The organism is Caballeronia sp. LjRoot29 (assembly GCF_964252755.1).
In the GTDB taxonomy this organism is placed as follows: domain Bacteria; phylum Pseudomonadota; class Gammaproteobacteria; order Burkholderiales; family Burkholderiaceae; genus Caballeronia.
In genome coordinates, this window is sequence record NZ_CAXUPU020000004.1 from 183163 (window position 1) to 201978 (window position 18816).

The 18816-nt window shown below is 61.0% G+C and carries 17 protein-coding genes; 6 read left to right on the top strand and 11 right to left on the bottom strand.

Going from position 1 to position 18816, the window contains the following annotated elements; translation table 11 throughout:
* Positions 1-85 precede the first annotated feature (85 nt).
* The 10 genes from ACSQ83_RS06620 to ACSQ83_RS06665 all read right to left on the bottom strand — a co-directional run bounded on the left by ACSQ83_RS06620 (position 86) and on the right by ACSQ83_RS06665 (position 11653).
* Positions 86-883, bottom strand: a complete 798-nt coding sequence (locus ACSQ83_RS06620) for a shikimate dehydrogenase family protein (protein ID WP_436227579.1) — start codon at positions 881-883, stop codon at positions 86-88.
* Positions 883-1890, bottom strand: a complete 1008-nt coding sequence (locus tag ACSQ83_RS06625; protein WP_436227580.1) for a Gfo/Idh/MocA family protein — start codon at positions 1888-1890, stop codon at positions 883-885. The genes ACSQ83_RS06620 and ACSQ83_RS06625 overlap by 1 nt, the downstream gene beginning before the upstream one ends.
* A 31-nt stretch (positions 1891-1921) precedes the next feature.
* A complete protein-coding gene (locus ACSQ83_RS06630; protein WP_436227581.1) occupies positions 1922-2854 on the bottom strand; it encodes an electron transfer flavoprotein subunit alpha/FixB family protein in 933 nt (310 codons plus the stop codon).
* 13 nt (positions 2855-2867) lie between these two features.
* Positions 2868-3617, bottom strand: coding sequence for an electron transfer flavoprotein subunit beta/FixA family protein (locus ACSQ83_RS06635; RefSeq protein ID WP_436227582.1), 750 nt, complete (start codon positions 3615-3617; stop codon positions 2868-2870).
* A 50-nt stretch (positions 3618-3667) separates the two neighbouring features.
* Positions 3668-4627, bottom strand: coding sequence for an ABC transporter permease (locus ACSQ83_RS06640; protein ID WP_436227583.1), 960 nt, complete (start codon positions 4625-4627; stop codon positions 3668-3670).
* 7 nt (positions 4628-4634) lie between these two features.
* Positions 4635-6134: a sugar ABC transporter ATP-binding protein gene (locus ACSQ83_RS06645; protein WP_436227584.1), complete on the bottom strand. Its 1500-nt coding sequence runs from the start codon at positions 6132-6134 to the stop codon at positions 4635-4637.
* A 16-nt stretch (positions 6135-6150) separates the two neighbouring features.
* On the bottom strand, positions 6151-7170 hold the full coding sequence (locus ACSQ83_RS06650; protein ID WP_414950648.1) for an ABC transporter permease: 1020 nt from the start codon (positions 7168-7170) through the stop codon (positions 6151-6153).
* Positions 7167-8246: a sugar ABC transporter substrate-binding protein gene (locus ACSQ83_RS06655; protein WP_414950647.1), complete on the bottom strand. Its 1080-nt coding sequence runs from the start codon at positions 8244-8246 to the stop codon at positions 7167-7169. Before ACSQ83_RS06655 ends, ACSQ83_RS06650 begins: the two co-directional genes overlap by 4 nt.
* A gap of 118 nt (positions 8247-8364) precedes the next feature.
* On the bottom strand, positions 8365-10032 hold the full coding sequence (locus tag ACSQ83_RS06660; protein WP_436227585.1) for a GMC family oxidoreductase: 1668 nt from the start codon (positions 10030-10032) through the stop codon (positions 8365-8367).
* A gap of 112 nt (positions 10033-10144) precedes the next feature.
* Positions 10145-11653 carry an aldehyde dehydrogenase family protein gene (locus tag ACSQ83_RS06665; RefSeq protein WP_436227586.1) on the bottom strand — a complete coding sequence of 503 codons (1509 nt, stop codon included), beginning with the start codon at positions 11651-11653 and terminating at the stop codon, positions 10145-10147.
* 220 nt (positions 11654-11873) lie between these two features.
* Here ACSQ83_RS06665 and ACSQ83_RS06670 point away from each other — a divergent pair, with 220 nt between their 5' ends.
* The gene (locus ACSQ83_RS06670; RefSeq protein ID WP_414950644.1) at positions 11874-12557 is read left to right on the top strand and encodes a TetR/AcrR family transcriptional regulator; all 684 of its coding nucleotides are present in this window, start codon (positions 11874-11876) and stop codon (positions 12555-12557) included.
* A 55-nt stretch (positions 12558-12612) separates the two neighbouring features.
* Here the strand turns inward: ACSQ83_RS06670 and ACSQ83_RS06675 are convergent, their stop codons facing one another.
* Positions 12613-14145, bottom strand: a complete 1533-nt coding sequence (locus tag ACSQ83_RS06675) for an acyl CoA:acetate/3-ketoacid CoA transferase (protein WP_436227690.1) — start codon at positions 14143-14145, stop codon at positions 12613-12615.
* 379 nt (positions 14146-14524) lie between these two features.
* Between ACSQ83_RS06675 and ACSQ83_RS06680 the strand changes: the two genes are divergently transcribed.
* Genes ACSQ83_RS06680 through ACSQ83_RS06700 form a run of 5 tightly spaced genes read left to right on the top strand, consistent with a single transcriptional unit; the run spans position 14525 to position 18811 of the window.
* Entirely contained in the window at positions 14525-15670 is a 1146-nt protein-coding gene (locus ACSQ83_RS06680) for an acyl-CoA dehydrogenase family protein (protein WP_436227587.1), read from the top strand.
* Complete coding sequence (locus ACSQ83_RS06685; RefSeq protein ID WP_436227588.1) at positions 15667-16446, top strand: 3-ketoacyl-ACP reductase; 780 nt, start codon at positions 15667-15669, stop codon at positions 16444-16446. The genes ACSQ83_RS06680 and ACSQ83_RS06685 overlap by 4 nt, the downstream gene beginning before the upstream one ends.
* Positions 16447-16453: 7 nt before the next feature.
* Positions 16454-17623 (top strand): dihydrodipicolinate synthase family protein, encoded by a 1170-nt coding sequence (locus ACSQ83_RS06690; protein WP_436227589.1) that lies wholly within the window; start codon positions 16454-16456, stop codon positions 17621-17623.
* Positions 17624-17625: 2 nt separating this feature from the next.
* Positions 17626-18045 carry a Dabb family protein gene (locus tag ACSQ83_RS06695; protein ID WP_436227590.1) on the top strand — a complete coding sequence of 140 codons (420 nt, stop codon included), beginning with the start codon at positions 17626-17628 and terminating at the stop codon, positions 18043-18045.
* The gene (locus ACSQ83_RS06700) at positions 17960-18811 is read left to right on the top strand and encodes a sugar phosphate isomerase/epimerase family protein (protein ID WP_436227591.1); all 852 of its coding nucleotides are present in this window, start codon (positions 17960-17962) and stop codon (positions 18809-18811) included. Before ACSQ83_RS06695 ends, ACSQ83_RS06700 begins: the two co-directional genes overlap by 86 nt.
* The last annotated feature ends 5 nt before the right edge of the window (positions 18812-18816 follow it).

Here is an 18816-nt window from a genome sequence, read left to right on the forward strand (position 1 = left end):
TTTTCCCTGACTTCCTGCGGCTTTGTGCAACTTTCGATCAGGTACTCACAGTTGCGTTATTGCAGCGGCCCTGGCGCGTACATGATCAGGGCATAAGCCGCAGAAAAGCGGCCATCACGTCCACCGAGCTTTCGAGTAGATGACGGCCCGGATGCGTAGCGAGGCCGCGCGCCGAGGCGTCTTCAAGCAGGCGCGTTTGTGCGGGTTTCATGATGAGGTCCGCCACCACTGCGTTCGGACTCGCTCCAGTCAAATCGATCGGTAGCGGATCGCTCGTGCGCATCCCGCATGGCGTCGCGTTGACGATCAGATCGTGTGTCGCCTGCGCGACCGGAGCGCTTCGGCGGATCAGCGTAGACGTGCGACGCGAGCGCAGTGCATCTTCCAGGCGTTGCAGCGATTGGGTGTTGCTATCGAACAGATCAAGCGACGCGACTCCCGCATCGACCAGGGCGTGTGCGACTCCCGCGCCTGCGCCGCCGGTTCCAACAAGCAGCACCGACTTGTCGCGCACCACATGGTTGCAGGCATGGAGTCCCTGCACAAAGCCGACGCCATCAAACATGGCGGCCGCCCACGTGTCGTCCGCTTCCCGGCGCAGACAGTTGACGCTGCCGGTCTGCCGGGCCGCCTCGGACAAGTCCGCGGCGTAAGCGGCTGCAGCAATCTTGTGCGGCACGGTAACGACCACGCCCGCCAGGTTGACGATGCTCCGCAAGCCTTCGAGTACAGCACCGAGTTTCGCGGGCGGGACCTGCAGCGGAATCAGTACGGCATTGACGTCGTGCCGCTCGAACAGCGCGTTGAACAGTTCGGGCGATTTCGCCTGCCCGATGGAGTCGCCCACGATAGCGACGATCCTTGTGTCTCCGTCGATCTGCATCAGGATGTGCCCCCGTGCCGAAGCGTGATACGTTCGATCAACCGTTGCACGCGCAGTGCGTCTTCGCCAACAATGGAAGGTGCCCGATCCTCGCGGATAGCCGCGCAAAAATCCTTGATCAACTCACGATGCGCGGTATGAGAAAAGTCCATCGGCTTCGCACTGAAGCCCGAAGAAGACGGATCACGAAATTTATCGGTGCGGCCATCCTGGAAGACCACGCGCAGAGCGCTTCCTTCGAGCACCGCCGTGCCGTTTTTGCCGGCCACTTCAATGCGTTCAGGAAAGCCGGGAAACGCAGCGGTGGTCGCAAGCACATAACCGGACGCGCCACTTTCAAATCTGAGGGCGGCGCTTGCGAAGTCCTCCGCGTCCATCGAATGCAACAAGGTCGTCGCGGTTATGCCCGTCACGGACGACACATCGCCCGCCAGCCACATCAGCAGATCCAGCGAATGGATCGCTTGCGTCATCAGTACGCCGCCGCCATCGCGAGCATAGGTGCCCCTGCCGGGTTCGTCGTAGTAAGACTGCGGACGCCACCAGCGCAGATCGAGTCCCACATAAGCGAGCGGACCGAGCGCGCCGCCGTGAACCAAAGCGGCAAGCCGCTGCACGGCAGGTCGGAAACGGTTCTGAAACACGACACCGAGACGCACGCCAGCGTCGTAGCATGCTTGCACCAGAAGTTCAGCGCGTGAAGTCGAGATGTCCAGCGGCTTTTCAAGCAACACATGTTTGCGCGCTGCCGCAGCTCGCAGGACAAGATCGAGATGCGTGTGCGGCGGCGTCAAGATCAGAACGGCGTCGACACCGGGATCTTTAAGCACACGCTCGTACGATTCACCGAGTGGGAAGCCATACTGATGCGCAAATGGCTCGAGCCGTTCACGCGAGCGGCCCACCACACTAACCACTTCTACTTGGTCGCGCAGGTCGTTGAGCGCGAGCGCGTGGGGTGTGGCGGCGAGGCCGACGCCTACGATTGCAATTCGGGTCTTGTGCATTCTGGCGTCCCTGTTGGGATTAGGGATCGCGTTAGACCGACGCGGTCAGCGCGGGCACCGTGTCGAACAGATCGCCGACAAGACCATAATCGGCAACGCTGAAGATCGGTGCTTCGTCATCCTTATTGATTGCTACGATGACCTTTGAGTCCTTCATGCCCGCCAGATGCTGGATGGCACCCGAGATTCCGATGGCAATGTACAACTGCGGCGCGACGATCTTGCCGGTCTGGCCAACCTGATAGTCGTTCGGCACGAAGCCCGCGTCGACCGCGGCGCGCGATGCCCCCAGTGCTGCGTTCAGCTTGTCGGCTAGCGGTTCCAGAACCTTCTTGTAGTTTTCGCCGTTGCCCAAACCGCGGCCACCCGAAACGATGATCTTCGCCGACGTAAGCTCCGGACGGTCCAGCTTCGTCACTTCACGGTTCACGAACCGTGACAGGCCGGTGTCTGGTGCGGCTTCGATTATCTCGATCGTTGCGCTGCCGCCTTCTGCTGCAACGGCGTCGAAACCGGTTGCGCGCACCGTGATCACCTTGATCGGATCAGTCGATTGAACTGTCGCGATCGCATTGCCTGCATAGATCGGGCGCTCGAAGGTATCGGCGCTGACCACTGCAGTAATGTCGCTGATCTGCGCGACGTCCAGCTTCGCGGCAATGCGCGGCGCGATATTCTTGCCATAGGCGGTGGCCGGCACAAGGATGTGTGTGTAGTCCCTCGCAATCCCGAGCACCGTTGCTTCGATATTTTCCGCCAGACCCGCTTCGAGTTGCGGGGCGTCGGCCAGCAGCACCTTTGAAACACCAGCGATTCTCGCTGCTGCATCCGCTGCAGCCTGCGCGTTGTGACCCGCAACCAGCACGTGAATGTCGTCACCCATCTTTTGAGCGGCTGCAATCGTGTTCAACGTTGCGGGCTTGATCGATAAACCATCGTGTTCAGCAATTACCAGATTCGTCATTTCGTCCATCTCCTCACAACACCTTGGCTTCGCTCTTTAGCTTCTCAACCAGCGTCTTTACATCCGGCACTTTCGCACCAGCCGCGCGTTGCGGCGGCTCGACAACCTTCAGGATCTTCAGGCGCGGTATCACATCAACACCCAGTTCTACGGGTTTGAACGTTTCCAGTGGCTTTTTCTTCGCTTTCATGATGTTGGGCAGCGTCACGTAACGCGGCTCATTCAGACGCAGATCCGTGGTAATCACGGCTGGCAAGCTCAGGGACAGCGTTTCCGACCCGCCATCGACTTCACGCGAAATGATTGCCCGGCCGTCGGCCACCACCACCTTTGACGCAAAGGTGGCTTGTGGCAATCCAGCAAGCGCCGCCAGCATCTGGCCCGTCTGGTTCGAATCGTCGTCAATGGCCTGCTTGCCGAGGATAATCAGCGATGGCTGTTCCTTGTCGATCAGCGCCTTCAGAAGTTTTGCCACCGCGAGCGGCTGCAACTCTTCTGATGACTCGATCAGGATTGCGCGATCCGCGCCGATCGCCAGCGCCGTGCGCAGCGTTTCCTGGCATTGCGTCACGCCGCAAGACACGACAATGACCTCCAACGCTACCCCCGCTTCCTTCAGACGTACCGCCTCTTCCACCGCGATCTCATCGAATGGATTCATGGACATCTTCACGTTCGCGACATCCACGCCGCTACCATCTGATTTCACGCGTACCTTCACGTTGTAGTCAACCACACGCTTGACTGGCACCAGAATTTTCATCTGCAACAACTCCCTCAATAAAAACCGGCTAGAAGCAACCGGATCAGAATTCACTTGATGATCAGTACCTTCGAGCGGTCGAAGGCAACAGTCACTGCAATGATCAGGATCACCCCGAACACGATCTGCTGCGCAAACACGCTGATACCCACAAAGGTCATGCCAACTCGCGCAACCGATACCAGCAACGCGCCGACCAGCGTTCGCGCAATGCCTCCCGATCCGCCGGTTAGCGCAGTCCCGCCGACAATCACCGCGGCAATGGCGGGCAGCAGGAACTGGTTCGCCAGCGTGGGCGATCCGCTACCCAGGCGTCCGGCCATCACAACGCCAGCGAGCCCGGCAAAAAACGACGACGTGGCGAACACCAGGCACTTGGTCCGCGGCACACGCAAGCCCGACGCGATAGCCGCAGGCTCGCCCGCGCCTATGGCATCAACGTGCCGCCCGAACACGGTCGAGCGATGCAGGAACAGGCAAAATGCGAACACCGCGACGCCGAGCAGGATCTCGTGCGGCACGCCGAACGAGGAACCAGTGGTCCAGCCAAGCGACGCGTTGCGCATCTCGTCGCTGATCCCGATCGAGCGCGTACCCGATAGCGTCAGCGCAGCCGCTGATGCGATCCCGCCCACGGCGAGCGTCGCAATAAATGAAGGAATCCTTAGCACGGTCTGTATCACACCGCTCAGCAAGCCAATCCCAAACGACGCGGCGAGCGCAATCACTGCCGCCACGGCGCCATAACGCGGCAGCAACATGGCGACGATCACGCTCGAGAGCGACGCGACCGCCTGCAATGACAGGTCGATGCTGCCGAGCAGCACCACGAACGTCGTGCCGGCCGCCATGATGAACAACGTGGAACTGTCGGCCAGCAAGCCTAGCTGCGTCGACGGCGCAAGGAAACTTGGCTGCGCTATTTCAATCAGCAAATACAGTGCGACCAGGGCGACGAAAGGCGCGTTTTCGCCGAGCTTCGCTTTGAGAGTTGCGTTCAGATGTGGCATGTTGACCTCAGACCATGTGTTCTACGATTTCGACCTGCGAGGGCTTTTGCCCGACAACGCACGGCAGGATGGTTTGGGCGCGCCCGTCGCGCATCACCATCACGCGGTGGCTGAGACCGAGAATTTCTTCGAGGGTGTCGCCGGTGAGCACAACGGCAACGCCCTCCGCGCTCAATTCGCGGATGAGCTGATAGACCTCCTCCTTCGCACCAACATCCAGGCCGCGCGTGGGGTGATCGAGCACGAGAATCCGGCTGCCCGCAAAGCGCCATTTCGCCAGCACCACCTTCTGCTGATTGCCGCCTGACAAGTTGCGGCAGGACGCGTCAGGGCCTGGCGTCTTGATCCGCAGACGTTGGATCCACTCGGCCGCAATCAAGCGTTCGCCCGCCTTCTGCACAATACCGGCGCGGCTGACTGCGCCCAGACGCGGCAACGTGAGGTTTTGAGCCACGCTCATCTGGGTCACGAGCCCTTCCACCTTTCGCTCGCGCGGGACGTATCCGATCCCGAGCGCGACGGCATGAGTCGCCTGCGGCCTGAGACGAGTCGTGCCCACGATCACCTCTCCGCTGTCTAGTTTTTCGAGCCCCGCGATCACGCGGCAGAGTTCTTCGCGACCTGAACCGACCACCCCCGCCACGCCGAACACCTCGCCGTTACAGACCTCGAACGACACATCGTTCAACGCGTGACCAAGCGATGCGTGGCTCACCGAAAGCGCCACCTCGCGGCGACAGGGTTTTTGCAGGTTCTCGCGGTAGTACTCGCCGTGCATCGAACGGCCCACCATCAATTCGTGCAGCTGCGCCACTGACGCACTGGCCGCCGGCATTTCGGCGACCACCTTGCCGTCCTTCATCACGTACACGCGGTCGCTAAGCGACAAGAGTTCGTCCAGCCGATGCGAGACAAACACGAACGAAGCGCGCGACTTGAGTTCGCCCACGAGCCGAAACAGAATCTCGATCTCTGCGGCCTCGAGTACCGAGGTGGGTTCATCGAGAAGAATGACCGGCGTGCCGCCGGTCCGGCTCGCGAGCGAAAGGGCTCGCGCCAGCTCCACCATCTGGCGCTGACCAAACGACAGGTCCTCGCACAGCGTCAGCGGATCGACGTCCAGATGCACCGTCGCAAGCTCTTTGCGCGCAGCGCGCTTGAGCTTCGTCCAGTTCAGGCGCCCGAAGCTAACAAAGTCCTCTTCGCGACCCAGGAACAGATTCTCGGCAACGGTCAGGTTGGGCAGGATCGACTGTTCCTGGTACACCATCGCGATGCCCTTCGAAGTGGCGTCGCGCGGGTTTCGAATCACAAGCGGCTGGCCGTTGAGCATGATCTCGCCGGTGTCCTGGTGGTACGCGCCCGTGAGCAGTTTCATGAGCGTGGACTTGCCCGCGCCGTTCTCGCCGATCAGGCCAACAATCTCGTTCGGCCTGATTTCGATGGATACATCGTCCAGGGCAAGCACGCCGGGAAAGCGTTTGGTGACGTTCTTCAGTACAAGCATGTCTATTCTCCGGCACTTACTTGACGATGCGCCGACGCGAGCGATTAAGCGCTAACGTAACGGCGACGATAATCAGGACTCCCTGGATCCCCTGCTGAACATAGGGAGGCACGCCGAGCAGAACCATGCCGTTGGCGAGCACCACCACCACGAGCGTGCCGATCAGCGTGTTCATCGGACTGCCGTTGCCGCCGGCGAGCGATGTTCCGCCTACGACGATTGCCGTGATGGCGACGAACAATTGACCATTGGCTATGAGCGCATGACCCTGGCCGTATTGCGCGACGGAGAGAATGCCTGCCACCCCGTAAAAGGCGCCGGCCAGCGCGAATATGGCGATGCGCACACGGCTGACCCTCACGCCGCTCAGGCGAGCGAGATCCTCTCCGCCGCCAATAGCCAGGGTGTGACGACCCAACAGCGTATGCCGGTAGATGAACCACGCCACGCCAAGCGACAGCACCGCGATCCACACGGATAACGGCAGGCCGAAGTAGCGCGTGATCGAGATCGAACGCAGCGCCGTGTCGCTGACGCGGATCGTATTGCCTGACAACCATGCCGTTCCGATCCCCGACGCGACAAAACCGACCGCCAGCGTGGTGATGAACGACGGGATGCGCAGGAACACATGCAGCACGCCGTTGGTAAGCCCCAGGACCGCCCCCGCGGCAATCGCCACCGCCAGCACCCACAGCCCGAAGTGATTGTCGTTGTACGAGTTCTCAACGAGCATCGACACGGTAATGGCCGAGACCGCCACAATGCCTTCCGCCGACAAATCAATGCTGCCGAGCTGAATGACGAAGGTTCCACCCAGTGCGATGGTGAGCGGGATAGCGGCGGCGATCGCGATTCTCGACAGGTTCATCGGGTCGAAAAAATCGTGATTGAACGCGCCGATGCATACGCCAAGCGCCAGGAGAACCAGTAGCGGCGAAAATCGTCGTACCAGTGCGCGCGTCGAAACGAACCGGGTCCCGGTTGTTGGTAAGCGTATGGCCTGCCGGGTAGGCGCTGCGGTGAGCTTGTTCATCGATACACCACGGGTCCCGCCACTCGGGCATAAAGGTTGGTCCAGTCAATGCTTGGCGCCGACTCGCGGGCAATCACCGTCTGAACATTGAGCTTCGTCACGAGCGTCGCCTTGCAGAACGACTCGCGCTGGTCCTTGGGCAAGGTCGCGACATCGACCTTTTTGCTCTTCGCCTGAAGACCCATCGACAGGCCAATGCCGCCCAGCCAATAAGGGTCCCAGTCGACCGTTGTCACGAGTTCCCCCACCTTGACGGCCGCGAGGCCGGGCGTGGTGCCATCCATTCCGGACACCGGCAACTGACCCGCGAGTCCTTCGGCACGGAGCGCTTCGATCGCGCCGAGCGCCATGTCGTCGTTGGCTGCCCACACGCCCTTCACCTTCGAGTTGAAGCGAGTCAGCCAGGCCTGCATGATCGGGAAAGCCTTTTGCGAATCCCAGTCGGCAACCTGGAAATCCAGCAACTCGATACCCGGAAACTTCTTCAACGCGGCCATCAGCCCTGCCTTGCGTTCAATGGCCGGCACGTTGCTGAAAATACCGCCGAGCGCCACGACACCGCCCTTGCCGCCCATGGCCTTGAACAGTTCGGTCGCGGTCGCCTCGCCGTATGCCACGCCATCGAATGAAAGATGCGCGACGTAGTTCGGGTTGAAGTCCCACGGATGAAGGTCTTTTGGCTTGTTCCAGATCGTTGTCACGTACGCGCCGGCCTTCTGGCATGTCTCGACGATGACCCTTGCGTCCGCGGAATCGTTCGGGTCGATATTGAGGACGAGATTGCCGCCTGTCTTCTGCAGCAGTGCACGAATGTCAGCAATACCTTTTTCCGAGCTGCCTTCCGTGGTGAGCGGCACATAGGGCAGCCCAACGCTTTTGGCAAAGTTCTGGGCGCCCTTGTTGAATGCGGTGTAGTAGGGGTTGGTCAGTGAGCGAAACGAACAGGCGAGCGTGGTCTGCTCTGCACCGAACGAAAGACCCGACACCCCGCCACCAGCCACGGCGATGGCGGCGCCTGCGCCGAGTTTGATGAAGTCGCGTCGTGAAACGCCTGCGCGCTGGTCTTGTTTGAACATGATGTCTCCTCCGAGCAAAAAACCCTGTCATCAGGGATGGATAAATAACCAGATATTTACTGGAAACGGGAAGGCTGCACTGTGTGCGAGCCTCCTTGTTCCTGTGTGGTGACCGTGTTCAGGCGGCCGCTGTTTCATGCTTCTTGTGACCTGCGGTGCTCGCGAGCCGCCCCGACACGTGGGACGGTTGCGCCACCCGGCCGCGGACCAGGTCAGCGGCCTTCTCGGCAATCATCAACGTGGGAGCGTTCGTGTTCGAGCTGACAATACGCGGCATGACTGACGAATCCGCGATTCGCAAACCCACGATGCCATGTACGCGCAGTTGCGGATCAACGACCGATGCTTCATCGACGCCCATCTTGCACGTACCCACGGGGTGATAGCCGGTGCGCCCGTACTGCTTCGCATACAACTCGTACTCAGCCTGCGAACGAACCTTGCCTCCGGGGAAGTGCTCGCTCTTGATGTACTTGCGCAACGCGCCCTGACTCATGATTTCGCGGCTCTGACGGATACCCTCGACGGCGACCTTGAGATCATAAGGATCACGAATGTAAGCAGGATCGATCACCGGTGCATCGGCCGGATCAGCACTGTGCAACGTGACGCTGCCCCGGCTGTGCGGCCGCAGGAAATATGAATTGAGCGTGCAGCCCGAACCTGACGGCACCGGCGGCACGCCGGCCTCGACACCCGCCCCCGGCAGGAAATGAAACTGCAGATCCGGTGTCGGCACGCTGCTGTCCGAATACCAGAACGCGCCACCTTCAGCTATGTTCGACGTGACCGGCCCTTTGTTGAACAGTTTGTACTCCAGGCCGGCAAGCAGCATCATGTGCTTCTTCGCGTACTTGTCGAGGCTATAAGGACCGTTGAGTTCGTAGACAATATCGATGTCAAAGTGATCTTGCAGATTCTGACCGACACCGCTCAACGCATGCACGGGCTTGATGCCCGCCCGCTCCAGATCCTCCGGACGGCCGATGCCGGAGAGCATCAGCAGCTTCGGCGAACCTATCGCGCCGGCAGTGACGATCACCTCACGTTCGGCGCGCGCGATTTCCACGTTCGCGCGTTCGCCGCGCGGCGCAAACTCAACACCCACTGCGCGGCTGTTCTCGATCACCACGCGTGACACAAGGCAGTCGGTGCGAATCGTGAGATTGGGTCTTGGGCGCGCATCGCGCAGATAGCCCACTGCCGCGCTGCAGCGTTTGCCATTGCGTTGCGTCACCTGATATACGCCGACGCCTGCCTGCTGCGCACCGTTGAAGTCACTGTTGTGCGGCATGCCTGCTTCCTGCCCGGCGAGGACAAAAGCCTTCGTCAACTCGTTGACCGTGATCAGATCCGACACACCGAGCGGGCCGCCCACGCCGTGATACTCGTTACACAAGCGCTCGTTGTCTTCCATGCGGCGCAAGTACGGAAGAACGCCGTCGCGAAAGCCCCAACCGGCGCAGCCATCGCGCTCCCAGCCGTCATAGTCGGCAGCTTGGCCGCGCGTATAGACCATCGCATTGATCGAACCGCCGCCCCCGAGCACGCGGCCCTGGGCGAAGGGAATCTGCCGCTTCTGTGTTTCCGCCACCGCCGCAGTGTGATAACCCCATGTCAACGGGCCGCTGGTCATCTTGAAGAACCCCACCGGCATATGGATGTACGGGTCGGTGTCGGCCGGGCCGGCCTCAAGCAGCAGCACCCGGATGTTTGCGTCCTCGCTCAGGCGAGCCGCCAACGCGCAACCCGCAGCGCCGCCACCTACGATCACATAGTCATACATTGCTGTCTCCGATACTGTATTTTGTGGCCACGCGCTTGTAACGCGGCACTCACGTTTCGCGCGGCTCTGCGCGGCCGCCCGGGTTCAGGCACCACCAGACGGCTCACGCATTTCACGCAATCCAGCGCGGGCGATTGCCGAGCTGGATATGCACCGACTTTAGTTCGGTGTATTCCTCGACGCCGTAACGCCCCGTTTCGCGCCCGATGCCCGACTGCTTGACACCGCCGATCGGCATTTCCGGGCCGCCCGTGATGGTGCAATTCACCCAGATCCGGCCCGCCTGTACCTCACGGAAGCTCTTGATTGCACCTTGCAAGTCGCGCGTCCAGATGCTGGCAGCCAAGCCGAAGGCCACGCCGTTCGCAAGGTGGATTGCGTGCTCGAAAGTGTCGAACGGCGTGACCGCCAGTATCGGCCCGAAAATTTCTTCCTGTGCGAGCGCGCTGCCGGGTTGCACGTTACGAAACACCGTGGGCTGGATAAATAGCTTATCGCCCTCATTGCTGCTGGTGCCCCCGCAAACAAGTTGCGCGCCGTCGCGCCGGCCGGCGTCGATATAGCCACGGATCTTGTCAAACTGGCGTGCTTCGACAATCGCGCCGACATGATTGGACGCGTCGAGCGGATCGCCCACCTTCACCTTTTCGAGCACCGCCTTCACGCGTTCGACGAGTTCCTCTTCAACCGAGCGGTGCACGACGAGACGGCTGCCCGACACACAGCATTGCCCTGCGTTGAAGGAGATTCCGAAGGCAATCGCGTCCGCGGCGTCGTCGAGATCGGCATCGGCGAATACGATCTGCGGATTCTTGCCGCCCAACTCGAGCCCCACCTTTTTCATGTTGCCGCCGGCCGCGGTGAGGACCGAACGTCCTACCGGCGTCGAGCCGGTGAACGAAATCATGTCCACATCCATGTGCTCCGCGAGTGCCTGCCCAATCACCGGCCCCAGCCCCGTTACAACGTTGACCACGCCATCGGGCAGGCCTGCTTCGGTGAGCAAGGCGGCGAGCTTGAGCGTCGTCGTTGGAGTCAGTTCGGCGGGTTTGACCACCACGGTGCAGCCAGCCGCCAGTGCGAACGGCAGACGTTCGGAAAGAATGAAAAATGGGAAATTCCATGGCGTGATGATGCCCACCACGCCGACCGGTTGCCGCACGACAAGACCGAACAGATCGTTTCCCAGCGTGTCATGCGAATCGCCGTGCACGACACGCGCGAGGCCCGCCGCATATTCCCAAATACCCGCAGCTGCGGTGACCTCGCCGCGCGACTGTCCGATCGGCTTACCGCTTTCGAGCGTCTCAAGATAAGCCAGCGTCTCTACGTTCTCACGGATCAGGCTCGCCGTTTTCAACAGTACCGCTGCACGTTGCTCGCCGGACAGCCGGGACCAGCGGCCATCGTCGAAGGCGCGCCGTGCGGCCGCGACGGCCATGTCCAGGTCTCCGCTGGAGGCCCGCGACGTGGCGGTGACCGGCACGCCGTGCCCTGGGCTCTTGCGCGACACCCATTCGCCAGTCGCGCCTGCATAGTCCTTGCCGTCTATGAACATCGGCGTACGGACCGGTTCGGACGGTAAGCGCAGCGAGGCTGCCAGTTCGCTCAAATCTCTCATTCCTGCCTCCAAGTGTGAAATTCCTTCAGTGCCGCTCTAACCATCTCGGATCGACGACAGCGGCGTCGCGCTGTTACCGTCCTGTCGCTGGCCTGATTCGCTCTGTCATTGGCCTGATTTTGCACCATCCGGTTACTTCCTAGCAACCCGCTTCTGGTTTATAGTCACCCCAGATGACGTCAACCGGCAGTCGCCCCGCCCTTCCTACTTTCACGACCCTATGACCGCTGAAACCATCACTCAACGTCGCGCTTCGAAACCTGCTACAGCGACTGTCGAGCGCCAGCCCAGGCAGCGAGATCCGGAGGTCACGCGAGCACGCATTCTCGAAGCCGCGAAAATGGAGTTCGCGAAACTTGGCCTGGCCGGCGCTCGCGTCGAAGCCATCGCGACGCGCTCGAAGGCCAACAAGCGGATGATCTACCACTACTTCGGAAGCAAGGAAGAGCTGTTCGTGGCCGTGCTCGAAGACGCCTATGCCGACATCCGCATGGCGGAACTCAAGCTCGACCTCGATCATCTTTCGCCCCAGGATGCGATCGTCGCGCTCACCACGCATACTTGGAACTACTACCTGAAGCATCCTGAGTTCATGACGCTCGTGAACAGCGAGAACCTTCACAAGGCACGCCATGTGAAGAAGTCCGAACGGTTCAAGGAACTGCATCATGATTTCATTTCCATGTTGCAACGCATACTCGATCGCGGTATTGAAGCCGGAGTCTTTCGCAGCGGTGTCGACGTCCGGCAACTCCACATCACCATGGCTGCAGTCGGTTATTACTACCTGACCAATCGTTACACGAGCGGCCTGATCTTTGACTTCGACTTCATGAGTAAGGACGCATTGAAAGCGAGGCTCGACTTCAACATCGAGACGGTGCTCCGGCTGCTCCGCCCGTGACACACCGCGCCGGACCGGATCGAATCGTGGCGGCGATCACTTTCCTCATCCGGCCTCAAGCCACCTTTGCCACCTTCGACTGCTTCGACTGCTTCGACTGCAAGAGCAGCGCGTCGTCCACCAGCGGACGAAACGCCATGCGCGCGAGCACATCGCGCTCAACATCAATTCCCGGCGCTACTTCAATCAGCCGCACCCCCGCCGCTTCCAGGCGAAACACAGCACGCTCCGTTACATAAAGGACTTCCTGGCCGGCGATGCGCGCCTGTTCACCGCTGAACGTAATGTGCTGCACGCGATCGACGAGTTTGGGCACACTGCCGGGCGACAGGATACTCAGGCGCTCTCCCGCCTGCTCGACCTGAAGGCCTTTTGCCTCGAACGTGCCGCAAAAGACGATCTTTCGTGCGCCCTGAGTAATGTCGATGAAGCCGCCCGGGCCTACCACCGTTGCCCCGAGCTTCGATACGTTGATATTGCCTTGACCATCCATCTCGCCCATGCCGAGAAACGAGATGTCCACTCCGCCGCCACTGTAGAAATCGAACTGATCGACACTCGACAGGATCGCTTCTGCGTTGCGTGCAGAGCCGAACATCGGGCCGTCGAGCATTGCGCCGTTGTGGATGCCCTGCTCAACCGATCCCCAGAATGTGCCAAGCCGCCCCTGTTGCGCCATCAAGCCCGGGATTCCGCCGGGAATGCCGAAACCAAAGTTCGCTGAATGGCCCTCGTGCAGTTCCAGCGCTGCGCGCGCGGCAATGATGCGACGAATACCCGTAGGCACTTCATAGAAGCCGTCGGCGATACTTCCGAGCGATTCGCCACTTAGCGTGGGGTCGTAATCGGCGACGGCGCACTGCGCCTGCGCCGGCGTCTCGACGAGCGTATCGACGAGGATGCCCGGAATGCGAACCAGCCGCGCAGGCACATACCCGGCCGGCTCGCGTTCCCTGACCTGAACGATCACGCGGCCACCGCTGTTGTGCGCCGCCAGCGCTGCAGCGTAGACGTCGAGATCGGCCGGCTCGCGACGCAACGTGACGTTGCCGCCCGCATCCGCGGATGAACCGCGCAAAATCGCAAAGTCGACTTTGAAAGGCTTGTAGCGCAGGTATTCGCGGCCATCAAGCTCGATCAGTTCGACGAGATCTTCCGTCGCGCGCGCATTGATCTTGCCGCCATCGATCCGCGGATCGACGAAGGTACGCAGGCCGACGTGGGTGACCAGGCCCGGACGGCCCGCGCCAATTTCCCGCAACAGGGTGGAAATTGCTCCGGCGGGGAAGCTATAGGCTTCGAACGCGTTGTCCTTTGCCATTTGCTGCATGGCCGGCGACCAGCTCCAGTGGCCGCCGATAACGCGCCGAACCATACCGGGGTGCGCGAAACGTCCCAAGCCGCTGCCCTTGCCGTCGCCAATTCCAAGCGCGTGGACCACCGTCAGATCGCGCGGATGGCCGGTCGCGAGAAACCGTTGCTCGAGTTTCGCGAGCACGGCGTCCGGTTCGAGCAAACCGCCGCCGTTACTGGCCAGCGCAATCGTCGCCCCATCGAAGATCTGTTCAACCGCGTCTTCGGCTTGCATCCAGTTTTTCAATCTACCCTCCAATCAATTCGGACCAAAGCTCGTCGATGCAATCATCTGCCGAACTTAAATAACTATCCAGATGGTTACTTGTTGTCAATGTTGGCACAGGAAATCGTGGAATTCAAGAAGATATGCCTGACGCTCGGGTTTACCTTCACGAGCCGGAACCCGGGATGAAACGGGTCAAGGAATTCGGCCTTAAAGCTCGTTGACATCACTCGTTCATTGGTTTTAAATAACCATCCAGATGGTTACTTGATTCGAATGTTTGCACAGGAAATCACGTAATTCAAGCGGCGTGCGCGACGCGCGGCCTACCTGCGACAGTAGCGCACACCACGCACAAACACGTATCGATCATGAAGACGGAGACAGCATGAGACTCTCAGAAACCCACCAACAGATTCGCGAGACCACCCGACGGTTCGCGCAAGAGGTGATTCGCCCGCTGGCCGAAGCGCTTGATCGCGAAGAGCGCTTCCCCGCAGAGATCTATAGGCAGATGGGCGAACTAGGTCTTTTCGGCATCACGGTGCCCGAGGACTTCGGTGGTGCCGGACTCGACGTCACCGCGTACGCGCTCGTAATGGAAGAGCTCTCGCGAGGCTATGCGTCGGTGGCAGATCAGTGCGGCTTGCTCGAACTGGTCGGCACGCTGCTGAGCGTGCACGGCACCGAAGCCCAGCGCGCGCAGTACATGGCGCCATTGCTGCGCGCCCAGCTCAGACCCGCGTACTGCATCACGGAATCCGATGCAGGCACCGACGTGTCCGGCATTCGTACCACCGCCACGCGCACGGCCGAAGGCTGGGAACTGAGTGGCGCCAAGCTCTGGATCCACAACGCGCCGGTCGCTGACCTGGCGTTCGTGCTGGCACGCACCGATCCATCGGCGGGCAAGCGCGGCATGAGCATCTTTATCGTCGATTGCCATCTGGCGGGTGTTTCGAAAGGCCCGAAGGAACACAAGATGGGCCAGCGCGCCTCACAGGTGGGTGAACTGCATTTCGAGCGCGTAACGCTCCCGCACGATGCGTTGCTCGGGCAGGAAGGCCGCGGCTTTCACATCATGATGAGCGTGCTCGACAAGGGGCGTGTGGGCATTGCCGCGCTCGCCGTCGGCATCGCGCAGGCGGGACTCGAGGCCGCGCTTGACTACGCCCAGACACGCAAGCAGTTCGGCAGCCACATCGCCGACTTTCAGGGAATCCAGTGGATGCTCGCCGACATGGCGAAAGATATTCAAGCCGCGCGCCTGCTGGTGCTCGATGCCGCTGAACGACTCGAAACCGGCGACCGGGCGAGCATCGCCTGCTCGATGGCCAAGTGTTTTGCCGGCGACACGGCGGTCAAGCACAGCGCCAACGCGGTGCAGATTTTTGGCGGCAGCGGCTACATTCGCGGCTATGAAGTCGAACGTCTGTATCGGGACGCCAAAATCACGCAGATCTACGAGGGCACGAACCAGATTCAGCGCACCATCATTGCCCGCGACCTGATCGCCAACGGAGCCTCGATATGAGCGCACGCCCTATCGCATTGGTCACGGGCAGCCGGCGCGGCATCGGCCGGGCGATTGCGATCGAACTTGGCCGCGCCGGATTTGATGTCGCGCTCACCGATGTCGTGGCATCCGATGAACTCGACCAGGCCGTCGCCGAGGTCAGACGGACCGGCGCTCAGGCGATTCCCGTTGTCTCCGATCTCGCCGACATCGGCTCGCATCAGGCCACGCTGCTGGATATTGAAGCGCGGCTCGCCGGTCCGATCGATTGCCTCGTCAATAACGCGGGCGTATCGGTCATGTCGCGCGGCGACCTGCTCGACGTGACGCCCGAGAGCTTCGACCGCTGCATCGCCGTGAACACGCGCGGCACCTTCTTCCTGACCCAGGCATTCGCGAAACACCTGCTGGCCCGCTCGATAACCGGCGTCGCGCCTCATCCAAGCGTCATCACGATCACCTCGTCAAATGCAGTCGCCGCTTCGCCTCTGCGCGGCGAGTATTGCGTGTCAAAGGCGGGGTTGTCGATGGCAAACACGCTGTTCTCATTGCGCCTCGCGGAGCACGGCGTAAGCGTCTACGAAGTACAGCCTGGTCTGATCGAAACCGAAATGACTGCACCATCACGTGCACGCTATGACGCGCAAATCGACCAGGGCCTCACCGCGATCAAACGCTGGGGCACGCCGCAGGAAGTGGCGACCACCGTGCGCACGCTTGCGACCGGCGGCCTCCCCTACAGCGTTGGACAGGCCATCCGTATCGACGGTGGTCTGCTTGTGACCAAATACTGATCCGCACATGAACCTCACACTCAAACTTCCCACTGCGCCCGGCACGATGGAAACGTATCGTGTTGAAGGCGTGCCGCTCGACGTGCGTGCACCCGCGCGGCCTTTCACCCGCATTGCTTATTCGGCTGCCCATGTGGTGGCAGATCCGTTGCGCGCCGGCGAACTGAATGCTGCGCCCGCGATCGACTGGGAGCGCACGCTTGAATACCGGCGTTACCTGTTGCAACAAGGTCTTGGCATTGCTGAAGCCATGGATACCGCGCAACGCGGCATGGGCCTGCCCTGGAGCACCGCACTCGAACTGATCACACGCAGCATTGAAGGAACACGGGACATTCCTGGCGCGTTGATCACATCAGGCTGCGGCACCGATCACGTAGCGCTTGAATCCGTCACGAACTGCGATCAGGTGATCCGGGCATACGCCGATCAACTCGAAGCGGTGCAACGCCTGGGAGGACGCGTCATCCTGATGGCGAGCCGCGCGCTTTCGAGAGTAGCACGTTCTCCTGACGATTATCTTCGCGTATATCGTGAAGTGCTCGCAATGTGCGATCAACCGGTGATCCTGCACTGGCTCGGAGAGATGTTCGACCCTGAGCTTGCGGGCTACTGGGGCACGCCGGACTACGAAAGCGCGGCACAGGTCTGTCTGGACGTGATCGGCGGCAGTGTCGACCACGTCGACGGCATCAAGATCTCGCTGCTCGACGACGCAAAAGAAATCAGCTTCCGGCGAGCCCTGCCTTCCAGCGTGAAGATGTACACCGGCGACGACTTCAACTACCCGGCCCTGATCGCAGGCGACGAGGCCGGCTATTCGCATGCGCTACTTGGCATCTTCGATGCCATCGCGCCCGCCGCATCGCAAGCGCTGGCCGCGCTCGCCGATAACGACCTCGAGACCTACAACGCCTTGCTTGCGCCGACCGTTCCGTTGTCGCGACATATCTTCCGACCGCCAACGCAGTACTACAAAACGGGCGTGGTTTTCCTCGCGTACCTGAACGGCTTCCAGGATCACTTCTTCATGCCGGGCGGTCACCACGGTATGCGTCCGCCGGCTTACCTGGCCGACGTATTCCGCCTGGCCGACCAAGCCGGCCTGCTGTGCGATCCGGACGATGCGATCACTCGCATTCGAAAAGTCATGGCGCCGCTAGGATGCGGAGACTGACAATGGCTCGATCCGGAGGGCCAGTACGGCATATGGTGTTTTGCCGGTTCCGCAGCGAAGTGACGCCGGAACGCCGCCTCGCGTTCTTCGAGCAAATCCGGCGGCTGACGGAAGTGCCTGGGATTGCCTTCACCAATTTCCAGTGCGGACCCAACGTATCGCCGGAAGGCTATGGCATGACGTTCTCTGACGGCTTCACGATGGATTTCGCGAGCCGCGACGACTGCTTCGCTTATCTGGCACATCCGACGCATCAAGCCATTGGGGCCCGCCTTCTTGAGGCACTGGAAGACGGCATGCAAGGGCTGTTCGTCTTCGATATCGATCTGGAAACTCATGAGAAACCTGCAGGGAAGACTCGACCTGTGCTCCATCAATACCGCAACACTGGGCCATCGGGAGCCACTCAGCCATACGATTGACCGCATCGCCCGGGCGGGCTTTGGCGGAATCGCGCCGTGGCGCCGGGAAGTCGAGGGAGGCGACGTCCCGCGGCTTGCCCGCCAGATCAGGGCGCTCGACCTGAGCGTGACAGGCTATTGCCGCTCGACTTATCTACCAGCAGCAACGTCGGCCGAATTCAGCGCGAACGTCGAAGCAAACCGGGCCGCATTGCGCGATGCGGCTGTGCTCGGAGCTCGCTGTTTCGTGTTGGTGGTTGGTGGACTTGTATCCGGTAGCCGCGATCTGGAAGGCGCGCGATCCCAAGCGGCCGATGGGATCTCGATGCTGTTGGAAACCGCACGCGAGTACGGTGTGCCCCTTGCACTTGAGCCGCTTCATCCGATGTATGCAGCAAACCGTGCCGTGGTCAACACCCTCGCGCAGGCATTAAGCATGTGCGAAACGGTGGACCCGGAGCGCTCGGGTTTTATCGGCGTCGCCGTTGATGTTTACCACTGCTGGTGGGATCCGGAATTGACGGCATCCATTGCAAAAACCGGGCTGGCGGACCGCATCCTGGCGTATCACGTGTGCGACTGGCTCCACGAAACAAATGACATGCTGCTCGATCGCGGAATGATGGGCGACGGTGTCATCGACCTGCCGGCAGTGCGGTCATGCGTCGAGCGTGCCGGCTACGACGGCTTGGTGGAAGTCGAGATTTTTTCGGCGCAAAACTGGTGGCAACGCGAGCCGGATGAAGTGCTCGCACTCTGCGCTGATCGTCTGCAGACCGTCTGCTGATGGTG